Raw genomic sequence first — 23,984 nt, forward strand, 5'->3', positions numbered from 1 at the left:
GCGTCGCCGCTGATGGGGATTTCCCGGGGTCCCTCTCAAGTACTACCCGGGTCCGCTCAGTAGCCCGTCGGGCGGATCAGACCCGTCTCGTACGCGAACACCGCGGCCTGCGTGCGGTCCCGCAGACCCAGCTTCACCAGGATCCGGCTCACATGCGTCTTCACCGTCTGCTCGGCCAGCACCAGGTGCTCCGAGATCTCGGCGTTCGACAGGCCCTGGGCGATCAGCGACAGCACCTCCGTCTCCCGCTCGGTCAGTGCCTCGATCCGGGCCCGCGACGGCGCGCGCGGTGCTCCCAGCCGGGAGAACTCCGTGATCAGCCGCTTCGTGATGTTCGGCGAGAGCAGCGCCTCGCCGGCCGCCACCACCCGCACCGCCTCGGCGAGCTGGTCGGCGGACGCGTCCTTGAGCAGGAACCCGGAGGCCCCGGCCCGCAGCGCCTCGTACACGTACTCGTCGAGATCGAAGGTGGTCAGCACCAGCACCTTCACAGCGGCGTCCGGAACCGCGGTGATGACGGACGTGGCCTCGATCCCGCCCATCCCCGGCATCCGGATGTCCATCAGCACCACGTCCGGAGCCAGCTCGGCGACCTTCGCCACCGCGTCCGCCCCGTCCACCGCCTGCCCCACGACCTCTATGTCGGGCTGCGCGTTGAGAAGCACGGTGAAGCCCTGCCGGACCATCATCTGGTCGTCGGCGATCATCACCTTGATCGGGGTGCTCATGAGGCCCTCTTCGTCTCGGGGTCGGGGACCGCGGGCAGATCCTGCGGATCCATCGGGAGTACGGCGCTCACCTCGTACCCCCCGTCGGGGCGCGGGCCGGCGGCCAGTTCGCCCCCCAGCATGCCTGCCCGCTCCCGCATCCCCAGCAGCCCGTGCCCGGCACCGGGCGAGGGCGGGGCCGGCCGGGTCGGCGCGCTGTTCGCGACGCACAGGTGCAGATCACGCGGCCCGTACGCGATGCCCACCTCCACCCGCGAACCGGGCGCATGGCGCAGAGCGTTGCTCAGCGCCTCCTGCACGATCCGGTACGCGGTGAGCTCCACGCCCGGGGTCAGCGGCCGCCGTGTCCCCGCGATCTCGGTCGTGACGTCGAGCCCGGCACCCCGCACGTTGTCCACGAGGCCGTCCAGCTCGCCGAGGGTGGGCTGCGGATGATGGGGGTTCGCGGGATCGTCGGGCCGCTCGGACCGCAGCACGCCCAGCACCCGCCGCAGCTCCGTCAGCGCCTCCAGGGCGTTCTCCCGGATGCCGGCCAGGTTCTCCTTGAGCTCCTCGGACGGGTTCTCCACCAGGTGCGGGGCGACCTGCGCCTGGATGGAGATCACCGACATGTGGTGGGCGACGACGTCGTGCAGTTCGCGGGCGATCCGGCTGCGCTCCTCCAGCAGGGTGCGCCGGGCCCGCTCCTCCTCGGTGAGGGTCTCCTGCTCGACGAGTTTGCCGCGGGCGAGGCGGGTGGCCCGCAGGGCGTAGCCGAGGATCCCCACGAACGCGAAGAGGAGGGCCGCGCCGCCGATGATCGTCTGGCTCTTCGGCGGCCTGAGGGCGATGTCGGCCAGTCCGTTGAGGGCGAGCGTGATGCCGATGACCGAGGCGGTCACCCGGGGCGGCACCCGCAGGGCGACCATCAGGAGCACGGGCGCGAGCGTGAACGGCCCGGCGGGCGTCCAGGGCCAGGACTGCCCGTGGCCGACGTGGTCGTGGATGGTCCAGGCGACCAGGCCGGAGGTGACGAGCCCGAGCCACCAGGCCGCGACCGGCCGGAACATGCTGAGCACGACGGACGCGGAGGTCAGCAGCGACAGCCCCAGCACGGCCGAACCGAACACCCCGTAATGGTCGTTCAGCTGCATCCCCGTGAGGACGCCGCAGGGAATGGCGACGTAGCAGAGGACCACATGCGGCAGCCAGGCCAGCCAGCGCGGCCGCGACATCTTCGGCAGGGGGTCCCGCCGCAGTGTGAACAACTCCCGGGCCAGGCCGCGCGGCAGGCGGATGCGGACTTCGGCGGCGGGTGGCTCGGTCTGCTGGTTCACGCCGTCCAGGCTAAGGCGGGCCCTGGTGCTGTGGCCGGAAAGGTTCACCGGGTCACGACGCCCGGCACCTCGCCGCGTTGCCGGACCGCGCACGTACGTCCAGTACGAGCCGCGGCCCTCCGCCTTGCGATGCTTCCCCCAGGCCCTGCGGGCCTGGGGAGACCCCATGCACCGGACGCCGCAACCCGGCAGACCTTCCCGGCCACAGCACTAGACATGGGTGATCTCCTTGGCGGGGTGCGTCCTGGGGCGGGGGACGGCGACGGTACGGGTGGTGCGGGACGGCTTCGGACGGCGGGCGGTCTGCTCGTGGATACGGAACGCGGCCCAGCAGAGCGACAGCGCGGCGGCGAACACGGGCAGCCACAGCAGCCGGGCCGCTATCCAGCCCACCGAGTCGGGCACCGTGTGCAGCCCGGGCAGGTCGGCCGAGACCAGCAGCCCGAGGGCGGTGACGGCCATCATGGCGGTCTGGTGCCACAGGAAGACGGTCATGGCGGAGAGGTTCACCAGGGCCACCTTCGCCCAGGCCGTCGGCCGCCGCATGGCCCGGGCCAGCGGCTCGTGCACCAGGAGGGCCAGTCCGCACTGGGCCAGCCCGAAGGCGGCAGCGGCCAGCGTCGGCGGGTTCAGGTTCGATACGGCGGCCCCGGGGACACCCACCATCGAGGCCGGGTACCCGCCCCAGAGGATCAGCGCGGCCGTGGCCAGGACGCCCGCGCCGAGCAGGAGCAGCGCCCGGCCGCGCCGGGAGAACGCCCCGCGGGACCAGGCGGCGCCCAGGGTGAAGGGGACGAGCCAGCCCGCGGCCACATTGACCCAGCCGATCCACTCGGGGCCCTGAAGTCCGAAGCGCCACACGTCGACGGCAGCGACCACGGCCAGCGGCCACAGCGGGCTGAGCCGGGCCACGAGGGGGGTCGCGGCGGTGAGCGCGGCGAACACCAGCAGGAACCACAGCGGCGACAGCACCAGCTTGACCAGCGACCGGACGGTGTCGAACTCCGCCCCGCCGATCAGCATCCCGCCCGCGACGACCGCCCAGAGCACCAGCACCGCGGCGACCGGACGGAACAGCCGCCCCAGACGCTGCCCGGCCCAAGAGCCGTACGAGAGGCCGCGCTCGCGCGCCGACGCGTACCCGCGGGCGGCGACATGGCCGCCTACCAGGAAGAAGACGGACAGCGTCTGGAACACCCAGGACACCGGCGCCAGCCACGGCATATGGGCCAGCGGGCTGGTGGTGCTCAGACCGCCGTCGCGCGCGGTCAGCGCGGTGACCAGCCAGTGGCCGAGGACCACGCCGAGGATCGCGAAAGCCCGCAGCGCGTCCACGGCCCGGTCGCGGCCGGCCGGGGTGGCGGCGTCGATGCCCGCGGCCAGGGTGGACCAGCGGTGGCGGAACTCAACCATGGTCGGCCTCCGATGCGGGGGTGGTACCGAGGGTGATGGCGGCCAGGCTGTCGAGGGACTCGGTGCCCGGCTTGAGGTAGTCGCTGTGCCCGACGGCGCCGGCGGCGAAGGCCCGGGCTCCGAAGGCGGGATCGACCGGGTCGGTGCCGAAACCGATCCCGCCGAGCCGGACATGCGGGACGTTGCCTATCCAGTCCCCGCTGCCCCGGCCGGCCCAGACCCGGGCCCCGGTCGGCAGCTCACGGGCGGATCCGGCCCCGGTGCCCGGGCTGCCGAACAGCGCCACGTCGCTGACCGCGGACCCGGTGGCGGTCCGGGCGCAGACCACGGAGCCGTAGGAGTGGCACAGGAGGGAGATCCTGGCACCGGGCCCCGCTATGCCGTGCAACTGCTCCAGGAAGGGAGCCAGCTCGCCGGCGGCCGCGTCGGCCCGGTCGGCGCTCAGCACGGTGGTGCTCACCGTGCCGGGGGTGTCGTACCCGAGCCAGGCGACCACGGCGGAGCGCGGATGCTCGGTCTGCAGGCGCTGCTGGAGGGAGACGGCCCCGGCACGGAACCGCTCATAGGTGTCCAGCGTGGTGTCGGACCCGGGCACCAGGACGGCGACCCGGTCGGCGCTCTCCAGCTCGCCGAACACCTCGACGGCGCGGCCCCTGCCGCGGCCGTCGAAGGTGAGGAACTGGGCTGCGCCGGCCGCCGCCATGGCGCGCAGCCTGGCTGCGCGGCCCGGGCGGTCGGCGTCCTCGGCGGTACGGGCCGCCTCGGCGAGGTTGGCGCTGTTGGCGGCGTACCGGCTACGGGGCGTGGCGTCCTCGGAGAACGTGGCGGGCGCGGGGGCCGGGACGTTCGGGGAGGCCGCGGCGGACACGGGGACCACCACGGCCGCGGCGACCAGAGCGGCCAGCAGGCCGCGGCGCAGCCGGCCACCGCCGGACCCCGCCCTCCCCGTGGCGAGCGCCGTGCCCGCCCCGCGGGTCTCTTCCGTGGTCCCGGTCTGCGTCCCCGTCCCCGTTGCCATGGTCCTCTTCCTCCGGTCGCCGGAAGAGCCGTGAACGCTCTTCTCTGCTACCGAAGTTAGAAATCCGGACCCGTGGTCGGCGTCACGCCATGGAGCCGTGTTCGCGCGTAGCTCTCAGGTATGACGGGGGATACCTGCGAGGCAGGCCCACGACTGTCACGACGTCACGACCGTCACGACGTCACGTCGTCGCCACCCGCACACCGAAGCCGATCAGGACGACACCCGTCGTCCGGTCCAGTGCCCGCCGGACCCGCGGCCGCGTGAAGAACCGCCCGGCGCGCGACAGCACGTACACGTACGTGCCCAGCCAGACCACCGTCAGCAGCACATGGACCAGGACCAGCAGCGCCATGCCGACCGCCGGCCGCGGGCCCGGCGGGACGAGGGCGGGCAGCAGCCCTGTGTAGAAGACGGCGATCTTTGGATTGAGGACGTTGGCGACCAGGCCGGTCCGCCAGGCCCCGCCGACGCCCGGCTCAAGCCGCCCCTCCGCGGGCTCCGCGGGCTCCGCGGGCTCCGCGGGCTCCGCGCCCGGCCGCAGCAGGGCCTGGAGGCCGAGCCGGCACAGATAGGCGGCCCCCGCCAGCTTCACCACCAGGTACACCTCGGCCGAGGCGGCGACCAGCGCCGCGAGCCCCGCCACAGTGAGGGCGCCCCAGATCAGCAGCCCGACGGCGATCCCGGCGACCGTGCGCAGTCCGTCGCCGCGCCCCCGGGTGACGGCCCGTTTCGTGACGATCGCCATGTCCGGGCCGGGGACGAGGGTGAGGAGCGCCAGGACCCCGGTCGCGCCGAGAAGAGCGGTGAGCACGCGGCTCAGTCTGCCACCAGGGGTTCGACGTAGCCCGCCCGCCAGCGGGGTGCCGGGTCCTGGCCGGGGCTGGTCCAGTACTCCCTCGCCCCCACGATCTCCCCGTCGCTCACGGTCCAGAGGGAGACGGCCCGGTAGACGACGTGGTCCTGAGGTATCTCCACCTCGGTGACCACGAGGTTTCCGTCGGCCAGGATCCGCAGCAGTTCCACGGATCTCTCGTCCGCGTAGCCGTCGTCGCTGTTCACGGCGATGAAGTTGGCGCGCCCCACGATGCGCTCACCGCTCACGGGCCATTCGCGTCCTCGGCGATGAGCCCGGCCACGCCGTCCCAGTCGCGTGCCTCGATTCGCTCCCACAGTTGTGCCACTACCTTCAACGGCTCCATGTGCCGCAGTGTCCGGCAGCCCGTTATACGTAACAAGCTTTGCTTGCAGGCTTATTGACTTCGACACAATCGTTTACGGCGGGCCTTCGGGGCGCGGGGCAGAGCGCGGGCAGGGCGCCGCGGGCGGTGCCGTCGTCCCAGGCTCACTCCGGCGCGGGTGCGGGAATGGCGGCGGACGGCGCGGCGGACTCCAGCGCGTCCAGTGCCGTGGCCAGCCGTTCCAGGGCGCGGACCGTCTCCGCGAAGGCGGCGCCGCCCAGCTCCGCCGTGAGGCGGGCCGCCAGGGCCGCGTGGCCCGGGCCGATCCGGTCCACCGCGTCGAGCCCCTCCTCGGTGGGCCTCAGCAGCTTCGCCCGCCGGTGCGCGGGGTTCGGGGCGTATTCCGCGAGGCCCTTGGCGACCAGCAGGTCCGCGATGCGCTGCACGCTCTGCCGGGTGATGCCCATGTTCCGGGCGATGCCCGCGACGGGCAGTGGCTCCCGCAGTACCGCGCCCAGGACCTGCCACCAGGCCGCGGTCATCCCGGCCGGCTTGGCCAGCTCTTCCGAGATGGCGAGGAACTGGCCGTTCAGCCGGAACACCCCGAGCGCGGTGCGGCTCAGCAGGTCCTGCTGGGTGCGGGCGTCCTTGAGGTCCCCGACGTCCCTGACGTCCCCGAGCTCGACGAGGTCCCCGACCTCCCCGACCTCTCCGACGTTTCCGCCTGGCAGCGGCTCGTGCGTCGCCTCACGCATCGCCGGCCGCCGATGCAGCCATCAGGACCGGGTACGCGCTGACGTCCGAGTCGTGGAAGAGCCCGTACCAGGCGTCCAGGACCTCCGGCTTGTAGACGTCCAGGCGGGCGAAGACCTCGCGGGCGAAGGCCACCGGCTCCGTCGGCCCCGCCGTGATCAGGTCGCCGTCGGTCACCGCGTCGGCCTCGACGTAGCTCCCGGCGCCCCCGTAGCCGGGCTGCTCGGCCAGGTAGAAGGAGGCGGCACTGGTGTGGGTCCGGCCGTCCAGCAGGCCCTCGCGGGCGAGGCCGGCGGTGGCTCCGCAGATCGCCGCGACCGGCACTCCGGCGGCCAGGAACTCCCGCGCCTTGGCCGCGAACGGCGTCAGGTCCTCGCTCGTGTCCCACAGGGAAGCGCCCGTGAGGATCAGCAGCGAGGAGTCCTCCGGTCGCAGGTCGGCCAGGGCCAGATCAGGCTGGATGCGGATGCCGCCCATGGTGGTGACCGGCTGCGCGGCGCTCATGCCGACCGTGCGCACGGTGTGGCCGCGCTGGGTGAGGTGCGCGGTGGTGTGGCCGGTCTCCCAGTCCGCGTACGTGTCGTAGACCGCGAGGTGGACGGGCTTGCGGGCCGGCTTGCGCGGGGTCTCGCTCATGGTGCTTTCGCCTCCAGCGTGGTTCCTGCTCTATGACAATAGGCTGTCATAACGACAGGATGCTGTCAATCTCGGAGAGGGGTTCGGGCACCCTCGCAGACAGACTGCCGAGAGCGGCCCCTCACCCCCATACAGTCCGCCGATATCCCGCCCCACCTGCGCACTTCTAGCGTGACGACATGACCCCTCATGTCGCCTCGCACACCCTTGCCACCGTGAAGGACGCAGATCGGAAGCACGTCTTCCACTCCTGGTCCGCCCAGGCCCTGATCGACCCCCTCGCCGTCGCCGGGGCCGAGGGGTCGTACTTCTGGGACTACGAAGGCAAGCGGTTCCTCGACTTCTCCTCCCAGTTGGTCAACACCAACATCGGCCACCAGCACCCCAAGGTGGTCGCCGCGATCCAGGAGCAGGCCGCCCGGCTCTGCACCCTCGCGCCCGGCTTCGCCGTCGACGTCCGCTCCGAGGCCGCACGCCTCATCGCCGAGCGGACCCCGGGCGACCTGGACAAGATCTTCTTCACCAACGGCGGCGCCGAGGCCGTCGAGAACGCCGTGCGCATGGCCCGTCTGCACACGGGCCGCGCCAAGGTGCTCTCGACCTACCGCTCCTACCACGGGGCCACCGCCGCCGCGATCAACCTGACCGGCGACCCGCGCCGCTGGCCCTCCGACACGGCCGCCGCCGGCGTCGTGCACTTCTGGGGCCCCTACCTCTACCGCTCCGCCTTCCACGCCACCACCGAGGCCGAGGAGTGCGCCCGCGCCCTCGCCCACCTCGCCGACACCATCGCCTTCGAGGGGCCGCAGACCATCGCGGCGATCATCCTGGAGAGCGTGCCCGGCACCGCCGGCATCATGACCCCGCCCGCCGGCTACCTCGCGGGCGTCCGCGAGCTCTGCGACCGCCACGGCATCGTCTTCATCCTGGACGAGGTCATGTCGGGCTTCGGCCGCACCGGCAAGTGGTTCGCCGCCGACCACTGGGGCGTCACCCCCGACCTGATCACCTTCGCCAAGGGCGTGAACAGCGGCTACGTCCCGCTCGGCGGCGTGGCCATCTCGGCCGCCATCGCGGAGACCTTCGCCACCCGCCCCTACCCGGGCGGACTGACGTACTCCGGCCACCCGCTGGCCTGCGCCGCCGCCGTCGCGACGATCAACACGATGGAGGAGGAGGGCATCGTCGAGCACGCCGCCCACCTCGGTGAGAACGTGATCGGCCCGGCGCTCGCCGAGATCGCCGAGCGCCACCCCTCGGTCGGCGAGGTGCGCGGGCTGGGCGCCTTCTGGGCCCTGGAACTCGTACGGGACAAGGAGACGCGCGAGCCGCTGGTGCCGTACAACGCGGCCGGTGCGGACAACGCGCCGATGGCCGAGTTCGCGGCGGCCTGCAAGGCGTCGGGTCTGTGGCCCTTCGTGAACATGAACCGCACCCACGTGGTCCCGCCCTGCAACATTACGGAGGCGGAGGCCAAGGAGGGCCTGGCCCTGCTGGACGAGGCGCTGACGGTCGCCGACCGCCACACCACGGCCGGCTGACCCACACCACGGCCGGCTAGACCCGCCCGCGCGGCGGGAACGGGGCCGGTCGGCATCCGCGGCGACATCCGCACCCGGACACCGGGTGCGGATGTCGGATATCGGTTAGCTACCGATCGGTTTTCAGCCGCTCTGTCTGGCCCTATGGTGTCCGAAGCTCTACGACAGGAGACGGACCCCTATGCCAGGCAGCGGAGCTGTCACCCGCAACACACTTCGCCAGCAGATCGCGGACGCGCTGCGTGACGAGGTGCTCGCGGGACGCCTGCCTCCGGGGACCGAGTTCACCGTCAAGCAGATCGCCGAGCAGTACGAGGTCTCCGCGACCCCGGTGCGCGAGGCGCTCGTGGACCTCTCGGCCCAGGGGCTGCTCGAACTGGTCCAGCACCGCGGCTTCCGCGTGCGGATCTTCTCCGTGGACGACTTCCGGGGCATGATCGAGGCCCGCTCGCTCGTCGTGGACGGGATCTTCCGCCGCCTCGCCGAGCGCGGCACCGCCCCCGGCTCCGGCGAGCTGCTGGTCTCGGTGCGCCGCCGGGGCGAGGAGGCCCGGCGGGCCGCGCAGAGCGGTTCGCTCGAAGTACTGATCGGCTACGACCTGCGCTTCTGGCGGGAGCTGAGCGGGCTGGTCGCCAACACCTACATCTCCGAGTTCCTGCACCGCATCCGAGTGCAGTGCTGGGTCTTCGCCGTCCCCCACCTCCAGCGCGAGCCGCAGCTGCGGGCGGCGCTCTGGGACGGTCACAGCGAGCTGGTGGACGCGGTGACGCTGGCCGATGCCGACGCGGTGCGCGGCATCGTCCGCGGCTACAACGAGCACGCCCTGGCCTGGGCCGCCCGCCTCTGACGCCTCAGCGGGTGCCCAGGTTCTGCGCACCCCTTCGCGGAGGGTGTCCGGCCCACTACGCTGGCCGGATCGGCGACAACGACTGATCGGAGGCCGAGTGGCCTGTGACCTGTGGCTGGTCCCCCTTGTCGACGTGCTGTGCCACAGCCCCGACAACCCCTTCGCGGAAGAGATCGCCTCGTACGACAGGGCGCTGGGCGCGGCCGGACTGCCGTCCGTGCCCGTGTTCGCGTACATGCCGGGCCTGAGCGGGGACGTCGCCCCGGTCGCCGGCTTCGACTACGACGCCCTGCATTTCCTGCGGCGGGCGTACATGCTCCAGCTCTGCGGGCTGCCCGTGACTCCCGTGGACGAGCTGGGCGGGGACTACGAGCAGCTGCTGGAGATGTTCGAGCCCACGGCCCAGCAGTCGCACCTCGTCTGGCACTACGACCACGCCGGGGCCTATGTCCCGGTGGACTTCGCGGCTCCGCTGGCGAACGAGGAGCTGCTGGCCGGGGGCGGGCCGCTGGGGTCCGTGCAGGGGCTGCTGCGGGAGCTGCTGTTCGTGGCCCCCGCCATCGGGATAGACCCGGGGAACCCGCCCGCCGCACCGGCGCCGCCGGGGCGGCCGACGCTGCTGGAGGAGCCGGCGGGGCCGATTCCGTACGACGACAGCCTGTTCGCGCGTGAGCGGCACGTGTGGCTGGGGCTGCACGCGGCCGCGACGCGCAGCCTCGGCCAGGGATCGATGATCATCTTCAGCTGAGCGGCGCCGGTGGGCGGGGTACGGGTCCGCTCCGCGGAACCCCGGCCCCGCCCGTCTCCCGCGAGCCCCGCCCCTCTCCCGTGATCCCTGCGAGCCCCGCGCGTCTCCCGCGAACCCCGCCCGTCCCTCAGCGCGGCTGCTCCGGCGGCCGCTGCCGGGGCATGTTCGGTCTGGTGCCCGGCGGCAGCGGGAAGCGGGCGGGCGGGATGCCGGCGTCCGGGCGCCCCCCGGAGGCCCCCAGCGACTGCATCACCAGCGGCGTGGGCCCGGCCCGGAACTCCACCATCCAGTCCGCGGTCTCCGAGCGCACCAGCTCGGTGATGTCCTCCGAGAAGCGGCGCAGCACGGTCAGGCACCGCTCCGCGGCCTCGCTGGCCGTGCCCTCGGTGGGGCCGAGCACCTCGCGCACGTTCTCCGAGGCCCAGTCGAACTGGAGGGTCTGGAGCCGGCGCTGCACGGCCTGGGCCGTGGCCACGTCCCGCATCCACCCGGACGTCAGCCCGAAGAACCGGTCGCAGGCCAGCGCCGCCGCGCCCAGCAGCAGCGCGAGGTAGCCGTACGTGGAGGCGCCCGGGATCGAGCCCGTCAGCTCCAGCAGCGGCATCGAGGCGCCCGTGACGGCGCCCACGGCCGCCCCGGCGCGCAGCACGCGCGCACCGCGCCGCTTCCACGCCCGGTCGGACAGATACCACTCGGCGGTGCGCAGCGCATCGGCCTCGACCCGCCGGTAGAGCTCGTCGAGCCGCTCGGCGGGCTCGCCCCAGTCCCCGAGGGGGAACGGCCGGCCGGTCAGATCGCCCGCCGCCATCGGTCCGCCGCCTTCCTCCCGGGGATCCCGGGGTGGCCCCTCGGGCTGCATCTCCGGCTGGCTCACCCGGCACTCCCTCTGCCTGCGCTGACGTGTGGTGGTGCGCGTGTGCGCAATGATGCGCATGCTCTTCCTACCTTCGAATGACGGGCGATGGGCGACGATTCCCGGGATTTCCGCCCGCAAGGAGGTCTCCATCAGGTACGCGCACGCCTCGTCTCTCACTCGAAAGAGTTGGTCCTCACGGCGTAGGGCGCGGCGCCCGGGGAGCACGTAGGCTCGGATTGACCAGCGTTCCGAAGGTCTCGACGTACGACGTATGGAGTGAGTGCCCTGTGATTCCCGGTGGTGGCCAGCCCAACATGCAGCAGCTGCTCCAGCAGGCCCAGAAGATGCAGCAGGATCTCGCGGCCGCGCAGGAGGAGCTCGCACGGACCGAGGTCGAGGGCCAGGCCGGCGGCGGTCTGGTGAGGGCGACCGTCACCGGATCCGGTGAGCTGCGCGCACTGGTGATCGACCCGAAGGCCGTGGACCCCGAGGACACGGAGACGCTCGCCGACCTGGTGGTCGCCGCGGTGCAGGCGGCCAACGAGAATGCGCAGGCGCTCCAGCAGCAGAAGCTGGGCCCCCTGGCCCAGGGCCTGGGCGGCGGCAGCGGTATCCCCGGCCTCCCGTTCTAGTCCTCCTCCCCCTACCCGACGAAAGAAGGCAGTCCGTTGTACGAAGGCGTGGTTCAGGACCTGATCGACGAACTGGGCAGGCTGCCCGGCGTCGGGCCCAAGAGCGCGCAGCGGATCGCCTTCCACATCCTGCAGGCCGAGCCCACCGACGTCCGCCGCCTCGCGCACGCGCTGCTGGAAGTCAAGGACAAGGTCCGGTTCTGCGCGGTGTGCGGGAACGTGGCGCAGGAGGAGCGGTGCGGCATCTGCCGCGACCCGCGCCGTGACACCACGGTCATCTGCGTCGTGGAGGAACCGAAGGACGTCGTCGCGGTCGAGCGGACGCGCGAGTTCCGGGGCAAGTACCACGTCCTCGGCGGCGCGATCAGCCCGATCGAGGGCGTCGGCCCGGACGACCTGCGCATCCGCGAGCTGCTGGCGCGCCTGGCGGACGGCGAGGTGACCGAGCTGATCCTGGCCACCGACCCGAACCTGGAGGGCGAGGCGACCGCCACCTACCTCGCCCGCATGATCAAGCCCATGGGCCTGAAGGTCACCCGCCTGGCCAGCGGGCTCCCCGTCGGGGGAGATCTGGAGTATGCGGACGAGGTCACGCTCGGGCGGGCCTTTGAAGGAAGGCGACTTCTCGATGTCTGACGCAACGCTGCACGCCCTCGGCCAGGATCCGGACGACTTCGCCGCCTCGATCGCGGACCAGATCGGGTCGTTCATCGTTGCGGTCACCGAAGTGGCCAAGGGCGAGGACCCGGACAGCGCCGTGCCCTTCCTCCTCCTGGAGGTGTCCCAGCTGCTGCTGGCGGGCGGCCGGCTGGGCGCGTACCAGGACGTGCTGCCGGACGAGCGCTACGAGCCCGATCTCGGCCCGGAGCCGGACGTGGACGACCTGCGCGAGCGGTTCGCGATCATGCTGGAGCCGGTCGACGTCTACTCCGAGGTCTTCGACCCCTACGAGCCCCGCAAGGCCCCGGTGGCCCACCGGATCTCCGACGACCTGGCGGACGTGGTCGCCGACCTGCGGCACGGGCTCATCCACCACCAGTCGGGCCGCATCACGGAGGCGCTGTGGTGGTGGCAGTTCTCGTATTTCACCAACTGGGGTCCGACGGCTTCGGCCACCCTGCGCGCCCTCCAGTCGCTGATCGCCCACGTACGCCTGGACCAGCCGCTGGCGGCGCTGGACGGCCTGGACACGGACGAGGACATGGCCGAGGACGACCTCGCGGAACAGGCCGGACAGGTGATGGCCGAGGAGCTGGGCGGCCTCGGCCGCACCTGAGTGAACACGGCGGCCGGCCCGGGAACTCATTCTCTGATCTTCTCGTCTCATGATGTGGTACGAGGCGGTCGGATCCCGGTCGCTCGTTACACTGCACCAGCAATGAGACGGACTGAGCGAGGAGCGCACGTGGGCCTTGTCGTGCAGAAGTACGGAGGCTCCTCCGTAGCCGATGCCGAGGGCATCAAGCGCGTCGCCAAGAGGATCGTGGATGCCAAGAAGAACGGCCACCAGGTGGTCGTCGTGGTTTCCGCGATGGGCGACACGACGGACGAGTTGATCGATCTCGCCGAGCAGGTGTCCCCGATGCCTGCCGGACGTGAATTCGACATGCTGCTGACCGCCGGAGAGCGGATCTCCATGGCCCTGCTGGCCATGGCGATCAAAAACCTGGGCCACGAGGCCCAGTCGTTCACCGGTAGCCAGGCAGGCGTGATCACCGACTCGGTCCACAACAAAGCGCGCATCATCGATGTCACGCCGGGCCGGATCCGCACCGCGCTGGACGAGGGCAACATCGCCATCGTCGCGGGCTTCCAGGGGGTGTCCGCGGACTCCAAGGACATCACCACCCTCGGCCGGGGCGGCTCGGACACCACCGCCGTCGCGCTCGCCGCGGCGCTGGACGCCGAGGTGTGCGAGATCTACACCGACGTCGACGGCGTCTTCACCGCGGACCCCCGCGTCGTGAAGAAGGCGAAGAAGCTCGACTGGATCTCCTCCGAGGACATGCTGGAGCTCGCGGCCTCCGGTTCCAAGGTGCTGCTGCACCGCTGCGTCGAGTACGCGCGCCGCTACAACATCCCGATCCACGTCCGCTCGTCCTTCTCCGGACTGCCGGGCACCTGGGTCAGCAACGAGAATCCGCAAGGGGACGCGCAGGTGGAGCACGCCATCATCTCCGGAGTCGCGCACGACGTCTCCGAAGCCAAGATCACGGTCGTCGGTGTCCCGGACAAGCCGGGCGAGGCCGCGGCGATCTTCCGCGCCATCGCGGACGCCGAGATCAACATCGACATGATCGTGCAGAACGTCTCCGCGGCCTCCACGGGCCTCACGGACATCTCCTTCACGCTCCCCAAGGCCGAGGGCCACAAGGCCATCGAGGCCCTGGAGAAGGCGAAGGGCGCGATCGGCTTCGACTCCCTGCGCTACGACGACCAGATCGGCAAGATCTCCCTGGTCGGCGCGGGCATGAAGACGAACCCGGGCGTCACCGCCTCCTTCTTCCAGGCGCTGTCCGACGCGGGCGTGAACATCGAGCTGATCTCGACCTCCGAGATCCGCATCTCGGTCATCACCCGCCAGGACGACGTCAACGAGGCCGTCCGCGCCGTGCACACGGCCTTCGGCCTCGACTCCGACAGTGCCGAAGCCGTCGTCTACGGAGGCACCGGACGATGACCCGCACCCGGTCCTCCGGCCCGGCACTCGCCGTGGTCGGGGCGACCGGAGCAGTCGGTTCGGTCCTGCTCCAGATGCTGTCCCAGCGGGCGGACGTCTGGGGCGAGATCCGCCTGATCGCCTCCGCACGCTCGGCCGGCCGCATGCTGACCGTCCGTGCGGAGGAGACCGAGGTGATCGCCCTCACCGAGGACGCCTTCGACGGCCTCGGACCGGGCGACATCGCCCTCTTCCTCACCCCGGCCGACGTCTCGGCCCGGTGGGCCCCCGCGGTCACCGCGCGCGGCACGGTCGTCATCGACCTGTCCGCCGCCTTCCGGGAGGACCCCGAGGTCCCGCTGGTGGTGCCCGAGGTCAACGGGCACGCCGTACGGATCCGGCCGCGCGGGATCGTCGCCGGCCCGGACTGTGTGACCGCCACCATGATCGCGGCGCTGGGCGCGCTGCACTCCGAGTACTCCCTCTGCGACCTGGTCGTCTCCTCGTACCAGGCTGCGAGCGCCGTCGGCCGGGCCGGTACCGAGGCGCTGCGCCGCCAGCAGTCGCTGGTCGCCGGGACCTCCCTGGGCGAGCAGCCCGGGGACGTACGCCGTGCCGTGGGCGAGGACACCGGCCCCTTCGCGGCCCCGCTCGCCCTCAACGTCGTGCCGTGGTCCGGCGAGCTGTGTGCGGACGGCTGGTCCTCGCACGAGCTGGCGGTACGCGGGGAGACGCGCCGGATCCTGCAGTTGGAGCAGCTCCCGGTGTCGGTGACCTGCGTCCAGGTACCGGTGCTGACCGGGCATTCGCTGACCGTGCGGGCCCGGTTCGAGCGCGAGGTGGACGCCGCGCACGCCCGGGAGATCCTGGAGGCCGCGCCCGGCGTGGTGCTCGTGGACGACCCGGCGGCCGGGGAGTTCCCCACTCCCGTGGACGCCGCCGGGACGGATCCCGCCTGGGTGGGGCGGGTGCGGGCCTCGCTCGACGACCGTCACGCCCTGGAGTTCTTCGTGTGCGCAGACAATCTCCGCAAGGGCGCAGCGTTGAATGCCACACAGATCGCGGAACTGATCGCAGGTGAATTTGCGTAATTCGCTTTGTAGGATCGGTGCTGATCCCTTGATCAAGGTGATGGCCCGACTGCCGTCTCGATAAAGACGGGGCAATCGGGAAGAGCGGGTACGCATGAGGGCAATAGGGATTTTGCTGGTGAGGCCGCCTGGCGCGTACAACCCTGATGGGGGGACGCGTGTCCAACCGGCGTGGCAGACACACTGCTCGAACCGGCCGTCCGGCCGGCGCGGATCGGGATCATCCCGTCGCGCCGGGGTCTCCGCGTGCCCGGCGACGGTTTTCCCGTGATCGTGCCCGTCCCGCCGGCGGGGCCGTCGGCGGCGCCCGTACGGACCTCCGTACCGATCCGGGGCGGCCTCGTGCCCGCGCCGCGCGACAGCGCTGAGACGGACGGGAGCAGCAAGAGCGAGGCGGCCGAGACGCCCGAGGTGGCCGAGGCGGCCGAGACGGCCGAGACGCCCGAGGTGGCCGAGGCGGCCGAGACGCCCGAGGTGGTGGCCGGCACCACCGTCGACCACCTCACCGCGACCTACCAGGCGCACTACCGCTCGCTCCTGGGCCTGGCCGCACTGCTCCTCGACGACACCGCCTCCTGCGAGGACGTGGTCCAGGAGGCCTTCATCCGGGTGCACTCCGCCCGGAACCGGGTCCGCGACCGGGAGAAGACCCTGGCGTACCTGCGCCAGACCGTCGTGAACCTCTCGCGGTCCGCCCTGCGCCGCCGCATCCTCGGCCTCAAGCTGCTCTCGAAGCCGATGCCGGACATGGCGAGCGCCGAAGAGGGCGCGTACGACCAGCTGGAGCGGGACGATCTGATCAAGGCGATGCGTGGGTTGCAGCGCCGCCAGCGCGAGGTGCTGGTGCTGCGCTACTTCGCGGACATGACGGAGGTCCAGGTCGCCGAGACGCTCGGAATATCGCTCGGTTCGGTGAAGGCGTACGGATCGCGGGGCATTGCCGCGCTGCGGGTGGCGATGGAGGCTGCGCAGTCATGATGGACGACCACACTTCGCCGGGCGGGGCGAGCGGGGAAGAAGAGCTGCGCATCCTCCTGCGCGGGGCCGTCGAGGGCCTGCAGCCCTCCGCGGACGCGCTGGAGCGACTACGCGGCGCCGTCCCCGCGCGCCGGACCCGCAACCGCCGCGCCGCCTTCGTCGGCGCCGCCGCGGCCGTGCTGCTCGTCGGGACGGCGATCCCGGCCGCACTGCACCTCTCCGCGGCCGAGGGCGCGGCCACGGACCACCCGGCGATGGCCGGGCACGGCGCGGCCACCGGCGACAAGCACGACTCGCCGGCTTCCGACCCCCACCAGAACGGCTTCGGGTCCCAGCCGAGGCCGCCCCACTCCTTCGGCGAGATCCCGTCCGTGGGCGGGGTCACCGGAGCGCCGAACGCGACGGCCGGCCCCCCGGCGGACGGTCTGGCGGCAGGCCCGTCGGGCGCCGGGACCTTCGCCGGACCGGCCGGTTCCGGCGGCGCTGTGGCGGGTTCGGGCCCGCTGCCGCCGGTGGCGGCGCCAGGAGTGCCCGGGTGCGGCGCGGACCAGCTCGGGGTGGTGGGCTCGGCCCGGACCCCGGAGACCGACGGCAGGGTGTACGGCAGCTTCCGGGTCACCAACGTCTCGGCGCAGGGCTGCGCCGTCAACGGCCAGGACACCCTGACGGCGGCCGCGGCGCCCGGTACCGGGGCCGGCTCGGGCGCCGGGGTCGCCGTGGTCGGCCACACGGCGGGGGATCCGGCGAGCGGGCTGCTGCCCGACCCGGCGGCGGCGGCTCCGGCGCTGGTGCTCCCGCCGAACACGGCGTACGAGGTCCGCTTCGCGTGGGTGCCGTCGGGGGAGACCTGCGCACCGGCGAACCCGGACGCGGGCGGGAAGTCCCCGCAGACCGAGCCGGCGGGAACCACGGGCGGCACGGCGAACGGACCGGCCGTCGAACCGCAGGCGGGCGAGTCCCCGGCCCCGGCCGGCGTGGCCGTCTCGCACACCCCGCAGTCGGGGGCCACGACCACACGGACGACGATCCCCGAGGCCTGCGGCGGAACGGTCTACCGGACGGGCGCGATCCCGCTGCCCTGAGGACTGCCCCCAGGGAGTTCCGCAGGGAGCGGGCCCAGGGAGTGCCCCAGGGAGTTCCCCAGGGGGTGTCCCCGTGGTGTCCACGTGGTGTCCCAGGGCGGCGTCCGGGGCGGCAGGGCTACCGCGCGGCGGGCTCCAGCAGGCCCGCCTCGGCGTCGCGGATGGTCTCCACCTCGCGACGGTAGAGCCGGAACCACATGAAGAGCACGAAGGCGACGAAGACGAACCACTCGCCGGTGTAGCCGAGGTTCTGGAAGGCCTTCAGGTCGAGCCCGGTGTTGGTCGGCGCCTGCGCGGGCACCGGAATCATCCCCTCCGACGGGGTCTGCACGGTCAGCCAGGCGTCGTACAGGTCGTACGGGACGATGTTGACCAGCGAGGCCGCGCTGATCACCCCGAGCTGCCCGGTCGGCAGCCCGCCCTGGGAGTGGACCCCCTTCGTGCCGGCGTTCTCCGCGGCCTGCAGGGCCCCGCTGACCTCGACCCGGCCGGCCGGCGGGGCCGGCGCCTTCGCGGGATCCGCCACTCCCGGCAGCCAGCCCCGGACCACCGGGACGCTCTTGCCGGAGTCGGTCTTCAGCAGCGTCAGCACGTAGAACCCGGACCGGCCGTCCAGCCGTCGCTCGGGCACCAGCAGCTGGTCGCCGTACTCCCCGGCCGTGGAGGCCAGCCGCCCGGAGGTCGTCTTGTCGACCGGAAGCAGCGACTCCAGGGGCGCGGCCAGCTGGTCCGCGGGCCGCTCCGTGCTCGCTTCCCGGTGGCTGTCGACACGGTCCTCGAACCGGCCGAGCTGCCAGGACCCCATGAACAGGCAGAAGGGAACGGCGAGCGCGACGAAGACGTTGATCCCCCACCAGCGCGGGGTCAGGAGAAACCGGTGCACCCCACCACCGTACGGGGGGTGCACCGGTCGCCCTCCCGCAGGGTCAGTGCGGCAGGTGCTTCAGCGCGAACTCCAGCTCCATCCGGACCTGCTTGATCCGCTCCTCCACCACCAGCGAACCGTGCCCGGCGTCGTACCGGTACACCTCGTGCACGGCCCCGCGCGCGGCGAGCCGGTCCACGTAGTTGTCGATCTGACGGATCGGGCAGCGCGGGTCGTTCACCCCGGCCGCGATGTGGACCGGCGCCTTCACGGCGTCCACGTACGTCAGCGGCGAGGACGCCTCGAAGCGGTCCGGGACCTCCTCCGGAGTACCGCCGAAGAGGGTGCGGTCCAGCGCCTTCAGCACCTCCATCTCGTCGTGGTACGCCGTCACGTAGTCCGCGACCGGTACGGCGGCCAGGCCCACGGCCCAGGCTTCGGGCTGCGTGCCCAGGCCCAGCAGCGTCAGGTACCCGCCCCAGGAACCGCCCGACAGCACCATGCGAGCCGGGTCCGCGAGGCCCGAGGAGACCGCCCACTCCCGGACCGCCGCGATGTCCTCCAGCTCGATCAGCCCGACCCGGTGCTTCAGGGCGTCGGTCCACGCGCGGCCGTAACCCGTCGAGCCGCGGTAGTTGACCCGCACCACGGCGAAGCCGTGGTCCAGCCAGGCCGCCGGGGCCGACGCGAAGGAGTCGCTGTCGTGCCAGGTCGGCCCGCCGTGGATCTCGAAGATCGTCGGGAAGGGACCCTCGCCGTGTCCCGCCGGCCGCTGCGCGAGCGCGTGGATCCGCCCGCCCGGGCCCTCCACCCACACGTCCTGGACCGGCACCGAGCCGGGCGCCCGGAAACCGGGCGGGTCCAGCACGATCCCGCCCGCGGTGGACCGTACCGCCGAGGGCTCGGCGGCCGAGGACCACAGGTACTCCACCGTCCCGTCGGGCCGCGCGGTGGCACCCGACACCGACCCCGCGGGCGTGTCCACGCGTACGAGCTCCCGCGCGGCCAGGTCGTAGCGCCACAGCTCGCTGCGCGCCTCGAAGCTGTGCGCGACGAGCAGCGCGGACCCGTCCGGGTACCACTCGGCGCTGACGTCGCCCGGCAGGTCGATCGCGAGCTCCTGCTCGGCGCCGGTGGCCACGTCCCACACCATCGGCTCCCAGCGGCCACGCCGCTGGTGGCCGACGAGCAGCCGGGTGTCGCCCACGACCGGCGCGAAACCGAGGACCTCCAGGCCCAGCTCCTCGGACCCGCCCCGGGAGTCGTCCAGCTCGGCGACTGTGGTCCCGTCCAGGGTCAGGACGCGCAGGGCGGAGTGCATCGCGTCGCCGTGCTCGGTGTGCTCGACGGCCACCAGCGTTCCGTCGCGGGACAGGTCGCCGACGCCGGCCGACTCCCGGTGCCGGTAGATCACGGTGGGCGCGGAGCCGTCCGGCCGGACCACGTGCACGGTCGAGCCGTCCTCGTCGGTGGAGCGCCCCACGACGGCCGTCCCGTCCCGTCCGATGGCCAGCCCGGCGGGGTACGAGGGCTCCAGGCCCGGGGTGGCCGGTTCGTCGGGGCCGCCCGCGAAGGGCTGGCGCACCCACGTGCCGAACTCGTCGCCGTCGGTGTCGGAAAACCACCAGATCCACTCGCCGTCGGGGGAGAGGGTGCCGTCGGTGGTGCCGTTGGGGCGGTCCGTGGCCTGCCGCTGCTCGCCGGTGGCGCGGTCCCACGCGTAGATCTCGTAGGTTCCGGTCGCGTTGGAGACGAAGAGCGAACGGTCCGGGGCGTCCTCGGCCCAGTCGGGGAGCCCGACGCGCGGTGCCCGGAACCGCTTCTCCCAGTCGGGCATGCCGGGGGTCATCTCACTGTCGCTGGTCATGCGCCCCATTGTGGCCGCAGCGCTCCCCGGGATGCCGACCGTTTCGAACGGGCGCACAGTGGAACGCATCGGCCGTCCCGTCCGAGGAGGAACGATCATGGCCAAGAAGGCCCGCACCGGGCACCACAGCCACCAGGACTCCGAGCGCGCGCTGGCGAAGAACACGGCCGCGGAGGCCCGCGCCAAGGCTGCGGTCCGGGACCTCCACAACACCGCCGCGAAGACGCGCGGCATGCAGCAGAAGGCCCAGGCCAAGCGCGGCTAGGCCCGTTCCGCCGGATGTCTGCCTAGGCTGGCGCCATGCGGATGATCGTCCGGGGCGCCCGGCTGCTGCACACCCACGGCCTGTCCGACGTCGAGGTCGCGGAGGACGGCCGGATCGCGCGGGTCGTCCCGTACGACGATCAGAAGGAACCACCGGTCACCGGCATCCTCATCGAGGCCCACGGCGGCCTGCTCACGCCCCCCTTCGTCGAGCCGCACATCCACCTCGACACGGCGCTGACCGCTGGCGAACCCCGCCCCAACGCCTCCGGCACCCTCTGGGAGGGCATCGCCTGCTGGAGCGAACGCAAGCGGACCCTGACCCGCGAGGACGTCATCGCGCGGGCCACCGAGGTGCTGCGCTGGCAGGCCGCCCACGGGGTGCTGCACGTGCGGACGCACTGCGACGTCACCGACCCGGACCTCACCGCACTCGAAGCGCTGCTGGAGGTGCGCGACCGGGTGCGGGACTTCATGACCCTGCAGATCGTCGCCTTCCCGCAGGAGGGCATCGTCTCCTTCCCGGGCGGCGAGGGGCTGATGCGCGAGGCCGTCGCCCGCGGGGCGGACGTCGTCGGCGCGATCCCGCACTTCGAGGACACCCGCGAGGACGGCCTCGCCTCGCTGCACACGGCCTTCGCGCTGGCCGAGGAGCACGGCCTGCGGGTGGACGCGCACTGCGACGAGATCGACGACGAGCAGTCCCGCTTCGTGGAGGTGCTGGCCACCCTGGCCCTGCGCTCGGGGCTGCGGGGGCGCGCCACGGCCTCGCACACGACGGCCATGGGCTCCTACAACGGCGCCTACAGCTTCAAACTCCAGCGCCTGCTCGCCCGCTCCGGCATCAACCTGGTCTCCAACCCCTTCGCCAACCTGGGCCTCCAGGGCCGCTTCGACGCCTATCCCAAACGCCGCGGCCTCACCCAGGTCAAGGAGATGCTGGCGGCCGGGGTCAACGTCGCCTTCGGCCACGACGACGTGATGGACCCCTGGAACGCGCTGGGCACCGCCAACCCGCTGCAGACCGCCCTCGTCGGGCTGTACGCCGCCCAGCTCACCGGTGCCGACGAGGTCCCGCTGGCCTTCTCGATGGTGACGGAGCGTGCGGCGCGGGTGCTCGGCCTCGCGGAGACGGAGTACGGCGTCACCGCGGGCGCCCCCGCCTCCTTCGTGCTGCTCCCGGCCCCGTCGCCCGAAGAGGCGATCCGCCGCCAGGTCCGCCCGCGGTACGTGGTCTCGCGCGGGACCGTCCTCGCCGAGACCCCGCCCGCCCCGACCCGGCTGAACTGGCCGGGGGAGTCCCCGTCCGAGATCGACTTCAGCCGCCGCCTACGCTGACGCCCCATGAAGACGTGGACACTTGACACCGCATCGGCCCGCGCCACCCTCGAGATCGCCTCGGAGTACGCGGACACGACCCTCCTGAACCATTCGGTCCGCTCCTACGCCTTCGGAGCCCGGTACGCGGAGCAGCACGGGCTGGCGTACGACGCGGAACTCCTCTACGTCAGCGCCCTGGTGCACGATCTGGGCCTGACCGCGCCCTTCGACAGCCACACCCTGCCCTTCGAGGAGGCGGGCGGCCATGTCGCGCGCGTCCTGACGGCGGGCCTGGGCTGGCCGGCGGCCCGCCGGGCGCGCGCCGAGGAGGTCGTCGTCCTGCACATGCGGGACGACGTGAGTGCGGCCGCGGACGTGGAAAGCCACCTGCTGCAGGTCGGTACCAGCGCGGACGTCTCGGGCCTGCGCGTCGCCGAGTTCGATCCCGCCTTCACGGCCGACCTCCTCGCCGCGTACCCGCGGGGCGACTTCGGCGCCGCGTTCCTCGCGCTGGTCGAGGACCAGGCCGCCCGCAAGCCCGACTGCGCGGCGGCCGCGTACGTGGCCGGCGGCGCGGCCACCCGGATCGCCGCCAACCCGCTGGACGGGCCGCGGGCGTAGGCCGTACGCGGGGGTCACGCATATCGGTCACCGGGTCGGATAACGTGCCCGCATGTCGTGGGACGAGGACGGAACACCGCACCCGCTCGCACTGCGCCGCACCGGCCGCAGCGAACTGGAGCCGGACCGGCTGCCGGAGATGCGGGAACTGGAGGTGCTCGGCTGGGAACCGGCCCCCGAGGACCTGCGCTGGGTGTTCCTCCCGTACGTCTGGCCCCCCGCGGACCGCACCTGGATCCCCGACCGGTCCACCCACTGGGCGGTGGACACCGCCCTCGACGGCCACGGCCACATCACCGGCGTGGAGTGCGCCCCGCTGCCCGAGCCCGACCTCCGGGACCTCGACCGCGAGGCCGACGAGGCCCTCGCCGGGCTCGGGCTCCCGCCCCGCCCGCGGGGGCGGCTGTGGCTGCTCCGCCCGGTCGGCCCCTTCACCACCCTCGGCGCGCTCCTCGACCACCTGGACGACCTGGCCGAGGCACGCGCCGTGCCGGCCCGGCCCTCCACGGCCTTCCTCGCCCTGGCCCGGGCCGCACTGGCCGAGCTGGCCGACCCCGAGGGGCTGGCCGACCCCGAGGGGTAGGCGCCCGCGAGGGGTAGGCGCCCGCGAGGGTGTGAGCGGCGTGGCGTCCGGCGCTCGGGTGGCTACGCTGGTCATGGGGGACACAGCCGGGAGGCGATCTCATGGGTCGGCGCCATCACTTCCACATCGACCACGACGGGCACTCGGTCAGCGCCACGGTCCAGACCGGGCACGCCGCCGTCGTGGAGGTACTGGTCGACGGCAAGGAGACCGGACACGCCACGACGCACGACGACCACCCCGTGACCGTGCATGTCGAGCTGCCGACGGATCCACCGACACCGGTCTCCGTCCGCGCGACGCCCGGGCCGGGTGTACCCCGCTGCATCTTCGAGGCCCCGGCCATCGAGCCGCACATCATGTCCCCCCGCCCCTACTGACGGCGGCGGCTACCGGCTCCCCTTGCGCTCCTTCGTCGCGGACCGGATCTCCTCCGTCGCCTCCCGGAACGCGGGGGCCGCGCGCCTGAAGTAGTCGAAGAGCAGCTCCTGCTGCTCCGGCGAGTATCCGGCGAGCACCTCGCCGATCCGCTTCCGGGCCGGCCCCACGGCGGCTTCGACCTGCGCCAGCGCGCCGGGCACGGCCTCGACCACGACCTTGCGCCGGTCGCCGGGGTCGGCGGTGCGTCGTACGTACCCCGCACGCTCCAGCCGGTCGATCAGCCGCGTCGTCGCCCCCGTCGTGAGCCCCGTCCCGGCCGCGAGCTCGCCGGAGGTGAGCCCGCCGGCCAGGGTGATCCGGCTGAGCGCGTACCACTCGGACGCCTGGAGGCCCGCCGCCTCCGCGCCCGCCATGCCGTGGAGCCCCACGGCGTCGACGTAGTCCCGAAAGACCGCCCGCCGGTCGTCCTGCTCCGTCATCGCGAACCTCCCCTTGTCATTTATCTGCACATGCGCAGATAATGCATGCGTGCAGTTGCTGCGTCAGTGTAATCAACGCGGCGGCGGCCGTCATCCGCTCGTAGCCGTCGACAGGGAGGCACCCC

General features: G+C 72.6%; 27 protein-coding genes. 15 read left to right on the forward strand and 12 right to left on the reverse strand.

Translation table 11 applies throughout. The annotated features are described in order from the left end of the window. Positions 1–56 precede the first annotated feature (56 nt). From ACFY04_RS06635 to ACFY04_RS06670, 8 genes are all read right to left on the reverse strand, one after another. Positions 57–728 (reverse strand): response regulator transcription factor, encoded by a 672-nt coding sequence (locus tag ACFY04_RS06635; RefSeq protein WP_030383691.1) that lies wholly within the window; start codon positions 726–728, stop codon positions 57–59. Next, positions 725–2,044 (reverse strand): sensor histidine kinase, encoded by a 1,320-nt coding sequence (locus tag ACFY04_RS06640; protein ID WP_389114544.1) that lies wholly within the window; start codon positions 2,042–2,044, stop codon positions 725–727. The genes ACFY04_RS06635 and ACFY04_RS06640 overlap by 4 nt, the downstream gene beginning before the upstream one ends. A 210-nt stretch (positions 2,045–2,254) precedes the next feature. Beyond that, positions 2,255–3,457, reverse strand: a complete 1,203-nt coding sequence (locus ACFY04_RS06645; RefSeq protein ID WP_389114545.1) for an acyltransferase — start codon at positions 3,455–3,457, stop codon at positions 2,255–2,257. After that, entirely contained in the window at positions 3,450–4,475 is a 1,026-nt protein-coding gene (locus ACFY04_RS06650; RefSeq protein ID WP_389114547.1) for an alpha/beta hydrolase, read from the reverse strand. The genes ACFY04_RS06645 and ACFY04_RS06650 overlap by 8 nt, the downstream gene beginning before the upstream one ends. Positions 4,476–4,656: 181 nt before the next feature. Then, the gene (locus tag ACFY04_RS06655; protein WP_389114548.1) at positions 4,657–5,289 is read right to left on the reverse strand and encodes a LysE family translocator; all 633 of its coding nucleotides are present in this window, start codon (positions 5,287–5,289) and stop codon (positions 4,657–4,659) included. 5 nt (positions 5,290–5,294) lie between these two features. Then, positions 5,295–5,579 (reverse strand): nuclear transport factor 2 family protein, encoded by a 285-nt coding sequence (locus ACFY04_RS06660; RefSeq protein ID WP_389114550.1) that lies wholly within the window; start codon positions 5,577–5,579, stop codon positions 5,295–5,297. A 241-nt stretch (positions 5,580–5,820) separates the two neighbouring features. Beyond that, a complete protein-coding gene (locus tag ACFY04_RS06665) occupies positions 5,821–6,411 on the reverse strand; it encodes a MarR family winged helix-turn-helix transcriptional regulator (protein WP_389114551.1) in 591 nt (196 codons plus the stop codon). Beyond that, complete coding sequence (locus ACFY04_RS06670; protein WP_389114552.1) at positions 6,404–7,045, reverse strand: DJ-1/PfpI family protein; 642 nt, start codon at positions 7,043–7,045, stop codon at positions 6,404–6,406. Before ACFY04_RS06670 ends, ACFY04_RS06665 begins: the two co-directional genes overlap by 8 nt. A gap of 179 nt (positions 7,046–7,224) precedes the next feature. Between ACFY04_RS06670 and ACFY04_RS06675 the strand changes: the two genes are divergently transcribed. From ACFY04_RS06675 to ACFY04_RS06685, 3 genes are all read left to right on the forward strand, one after another. Further along, on the forward strand, positions 7,225–8,586 hold the full coding sequence (locus ACFY04_RS06675) for an aspartate aminotransferase family protein (protein WP_389114554.1): 1,362 nt from the start codon (positions 7,225–7,227) through the stop codon (positions 8,584–8,586). A 181-nt stretch (positions 8,587–8,767) separates the two neighbouring features. Continuing rightward, a complete protein-coding gene (locus ACFY04_RS06680; RefSeq protein ID WP_266382529.1) occupies positions 8,768–9,433 on the forward strand; it encodes a GntR family transcriptional regulator in 666 nt (221 codons plus the stop codon). Between the two features lie 97 nt (positions 9,434–9,530). Beyond that, positions 9,531–10,181: a hypothetical protein gene (locus ACFY04_RS06685; protein WP_389114555.1), complete on the forward strand. Its 651-nt coding sequence runs from the start codon at positions 9,531–9,533 to the stop codon at positions 10,179–10,181. 127 nt (positions 10,182–10,308) lie between these two features. Here ACFY04_RS06685 and ACFY04_RS06690 read toward each other — a convergent pair whose 3' ends face one another. Further along, on the reverse strand, positions 10,309–11,055 hold the full coding sequence (locus ACFY04_RS06690; protein WP_389114556.1) for an SLATT domain-containing protein: 747 nt from the start codon (positions 11,053–11,055) through the stop codon (positions 10,309–10,311). Between the two features lie 269 nt (positions 11,056–11,324). Between ACFY04_RS06690 and ACFY04_RS06695 the strand changes: the two genes are divergently transcribed. The 7 genes from ACFY04_RS06695 (at position 11,325) to ACFY04_RS06725 (ending at position 17,479) form a co-directional block, all read left to right on the forward strand. Then, complete coding sequence (locus ACFY04_RS06695) at positions 11,325–11,669, forward strand: YbaB/EbfC family nucleoid-associated protein (RefSeq protein ID WP_094744798.1); 345 nt, start codon at positions 11,325–11,327, stop codon at positions 11,667–11,669. Between the two features lie 36 nt (positions 11,670–11,705). Next, positions 11,706–12,305: a recombination mediator RecR gene (gene recR, locus ACFY04_RS06700; protein WP_327384062.1), complete on the forward strand. Its 600-nt coding sequence runs from the start codon at positions 11,706–11,708 to the stop codon at positions 12,303–12,305. Further along, positions 12,298–12,945 carry a DUF5063 domain-containing protein gene (locus tag ACFY04_RS06705; RefSeq protein ID WP_389114557.1) on the forward strand — a complete coding sequence of 216 codons (648 nt, stop codon included), beginning with the start codon at positions 12,298–12,300 and terminating at the stop codon, positions 12,943–12,945. Before recR ends, ACFY04_RS06705 begins: the two co-directional genes overlap by 8 nt. A 129-nt stretch (positions 12,946–13,074) precedes the next feature. Further along, a complete protein-coding gene (locus ACFY04_RS06710; protein ID WP_389114559.1) occupies positions 13,075–14,349 on the forward strand; it encodes an aspartate kinase in 1,275 nt (424 codons plus the stop codon). After that, positions 14,346–15,419, forward strand: a complete 1,074-nt coding sequence (locus ACFY04_RS06715; protein ID WP_389114560.1) for an aspartate-semialdehyde dehydrogenase — start codon at positions 14,346–14,348, stop codon at positions 15,417–15,419. Before ACFY04_RS06710 ends, ACFY04_RS06715 begins: the two co-directional genes overlap by 4 nt. 171 nt (positions 15,420–15,590) lie before the next feature. Continuing rightward, complete coding sequence (locus ACFY04_RS06720; RefSeq protein ID WP_389114561.1) at positions 15,591–16,397, forward strand: SigE family RNA polymerase sigma factor; 807 nt, start codon at positions 15,591–15,593, stop codon at positions 16,395–16,397. Continuing rightward, positions 16,394–17,479 carry a hypothetical protein gene (locus ACFY04_RS06725; RefSeq protein ID WP_389114562.1) on the forward strand — a complete coding sequence of 362 codons (1,086 nt, stop codon included), beginning with the start codon at positions 16,394–16,396 and terminating at the stop codon, positions 17,477–17,479. Before ACFY04_RS06720 ends, ACFY04_RS06725 begins: the two co-directional genes overlap by 4 nt. A gap of 118 nt (positions 17,480–17,597) precedes the next feature. Here ACFY04_RS06725 and ACFY04_RS06730 read toward each other — a convergent pair whose 3' ends face one another. Both ACFY04_RS06730 and ACFY04_RS06735 read right to left on the reverse strand, forming a co-directional pair. Next, entirely contained in the window at positions 17,598–18,362 is a 765-nt protein-coding gene (locus ACFY04_RS06730; protein ID WP_389114563.1) for an SURF1 family protein, read from the reverse strand. 43 nt (positions 18,363–18,405) lie between these two features. Beyond that, positions 18,406–20,211 carry a prolyl oligopeptidase family serine peptidase gene (locus tag ACFY04_RS06735; protein WP_389114565.1) on the reverse strand — a complete coding sequence of 602 codons (1,806 nt, stop codon included), beginning with the start codon at positions 20,209–20,211 and terminating at the stop codon, positions 18,406–18,408. Between the two features lie 97 nt (positions 20,212–20,308). Here ACFY04_RS06735 and ACFY04_RS06740 point away from each other — a divergent pair, with 97 nt between their 5' ends. The 5 genes from ACFY04_RS06740 to ACFY04_RS06760 all read left to right on the forward strand — a co-directional run bounded on the left by ACFY04_RS06740 (position 20,309) and on the right by ACFY04_RS06760 (position 23,379). Next, complete coding sequence (locus tag ACFY04_RS06740; RefSeq protein WP_202200505.1) at positions 20,309–20,476, forward strand: hypothetical protein; 168 nt, start codon at positions 20,309–20,311, stop codon at positions 20,474–20,476. Positions 20,477–20,511: 35 nt separating this feature from the next. After that, positions 20,512–21,813, forward strand: coding sequence for a cytosine deaminase (gene codA / locus ACFY04_RS06745; RefSeq protein ID WP_389114567.1), 1,302 nt, complete (start codon positions 20,512–20,514; stop codon positions 21,811–21,813). 6 nt (positions 21,814–21,819) lie between these two features. Continuing rightward, entirely contained in the window at positions 21,820–22,416 is a 597-nt protein-coding gene (locus tag ACFY04_RS06750; protein ID WP_389114568.1) for an HD domain-containing protein, read from the forward strand. Positions 22,417–22,468: 52 nt separating this feature from the next. Continuing rightward, positions 22,469–22,999, forward strand: a complete 531-nt coding sequence (locus tag ACFY04_RS06755; RefSeq protein ID WP_389114570.1) for a DUF5956 family protein — start codon at positions 22,469–22,471, stop codon at positions 22,997–22,999. A gap of 101 nt (positions 23,000–23,100) precedes the next feature. Continuing rightward, positions 23,101–23,379: a hypothetical protein gene (locus tag ACFY04_RS06760; protein ID WP_389114571.1), complete on the forward strand. Its 279-nt coding sequence runs from the start codon at positions 23,101–23,103 to the stop codon at positions 23,377–23,379. Positions 23,380–23,388: 9 nt separating this feature from the next. Here the strand turns inward: ACFY04_RS06760 and ACFY04_RS06765 are convergent, their stop codons facing one another. Continuing rightward, positions 23,389–23,859: a MarR family winged helix-turn-helix transcriptional regulator gene (locus tag ACFY04_RS06765; RefSeq protein ID WP_389114572.1), complete on the reverse strand. Its 471-nt coding sequence runs from the start codon at positions 23,857–23,859 to the stop codon at positions 23,389–23,391. Positions 23,860–23,984: the final 125 nt, after the last annotated feature.

The sequence above is a fragment of the Streptomyces sp. NPDC001549 genome (genome assembly GCF_042894025.1).
GTDB classification, from domain to species: Bacteria; Actinomycetota; Actinomycetes; order Streptomycetales; family Streptomycetaceae; genus Streptomyces; species Streptomyces kutzneri.

Coding starts and splice junctions, on each gene's coding strand:
- ACFY04_RS06675 (WP_389114554.1), top strand. CDS start 7,225: ATGACCCCTCATGTCGCCTCGCACACCCTTGCCACCGTGAAGGACGCA.
- ACFY04_RS06755 (WP_389114570.1), top strand. CDS start 22,469: ATGTCGTGGGACGAGGACGGAACACCGCACCCGCTCGCACTGCGCCGC.
- ACFY04_RS06650 (WP_389114547.1), bottom strand. CDS start 4,475: ATGGCAACGGGGACGGGGACGCAGACCGGGACCACGGAAGAGACCCGC.
- ACFY04_RS06705 (WP_389114557.1), top strand. CDS start 12,298: ATGTCTGACGCAACGCTGCACGCCCTCGGCCAGGATCCGGACGACTTC.
- ACFY04_RS06645 (WP_389114545.1), bottom strand. CDS start 3,457: ATGGTTGAGTTCCGCCACCGCTGGTCCACCCTGGCCGCGGGCATCGAC.
- ACFY04_RS06680 (WP_266382529.1), top strand. CDS start 8,768: ATGCCAGGCAGCGGAGCTGTCACCCGCAACACACTTCGCCAGCAGATC.
- ACFY04_RS06725 (WP_389114562.1), top strand. CDS start 16,394: ATGATGGACGACCACACTTCGCCGGGCGGGGCGAGCGGGGAAGAAGAG.
- ACFY04_RS06750 (WP_389114568.1), top strand. CDS start 21,820: ATGAAGACGTGGACACTTGACACCGCATCGGCCCGCGCCACCCTCGAG.
- ACFY04_RS06670 (WP_389114552.1), bottom strand. CDS start 7,045: ATGAGCGAGACCCCGCGCAAGCCGGCCCGCAAGCCCGTCCACCTCGCG.
- codA (WP_389114567.1), top strand. CDS start 20,512: ATGCGGATGATCGTCCGGGGCGCCCGGCTGCTGCACACCCACGGCCTG.
- ACFY04_RS06715 (WP_389114560.1), top strand. CDS start 14,346: ATGACCCGCACCCGGTCCTCCGGCCCGGCACTCGCCGTGGTCGGGGCG.
- ACFY04_RS06765 (WP_389114572.1), bottom strand. CDS start 23,859: ATGACGGAGCAGGACGACCGGCGGGCGGTCTTTCGGGACTACGTCGAC.
- ACFY04_RS06735 (WP_389114565.1), bottom strand. CDS start 20,211: ATGACCAGCGACAGTGAGATGACCCCCGGCATGCCCGACTGGGAGAAG.
- ACFY04_RS06635 (WP_030383691.1), bottom strand. CDS start 728: ATGAGCACCCCGATCAAGGTGATGATCGCCGACGACCAGATGATGGTC.
- ACFY04_RS06760 (WP_389114571.1), top strand. CDS start 23,101: ATGGGTCGGCGCCATCACTTCCACATCGACCACGACGGGCACTCGGTC.
- ACFY04_RS06740 (WP_202200505.1), top strand. CDS start 20,309: ATGGCCAAGAAGGCCCGCACCGGGCACCACAGCCACCAGGACTCCGAG.
- ACFY04_RS06665 (WP_389114551.1), bottom strand. CDS start 6,411: ATGCGTGAGGCGACGCACGAGCCGCTGCCAGGCGGAAACGTCGGAGAG.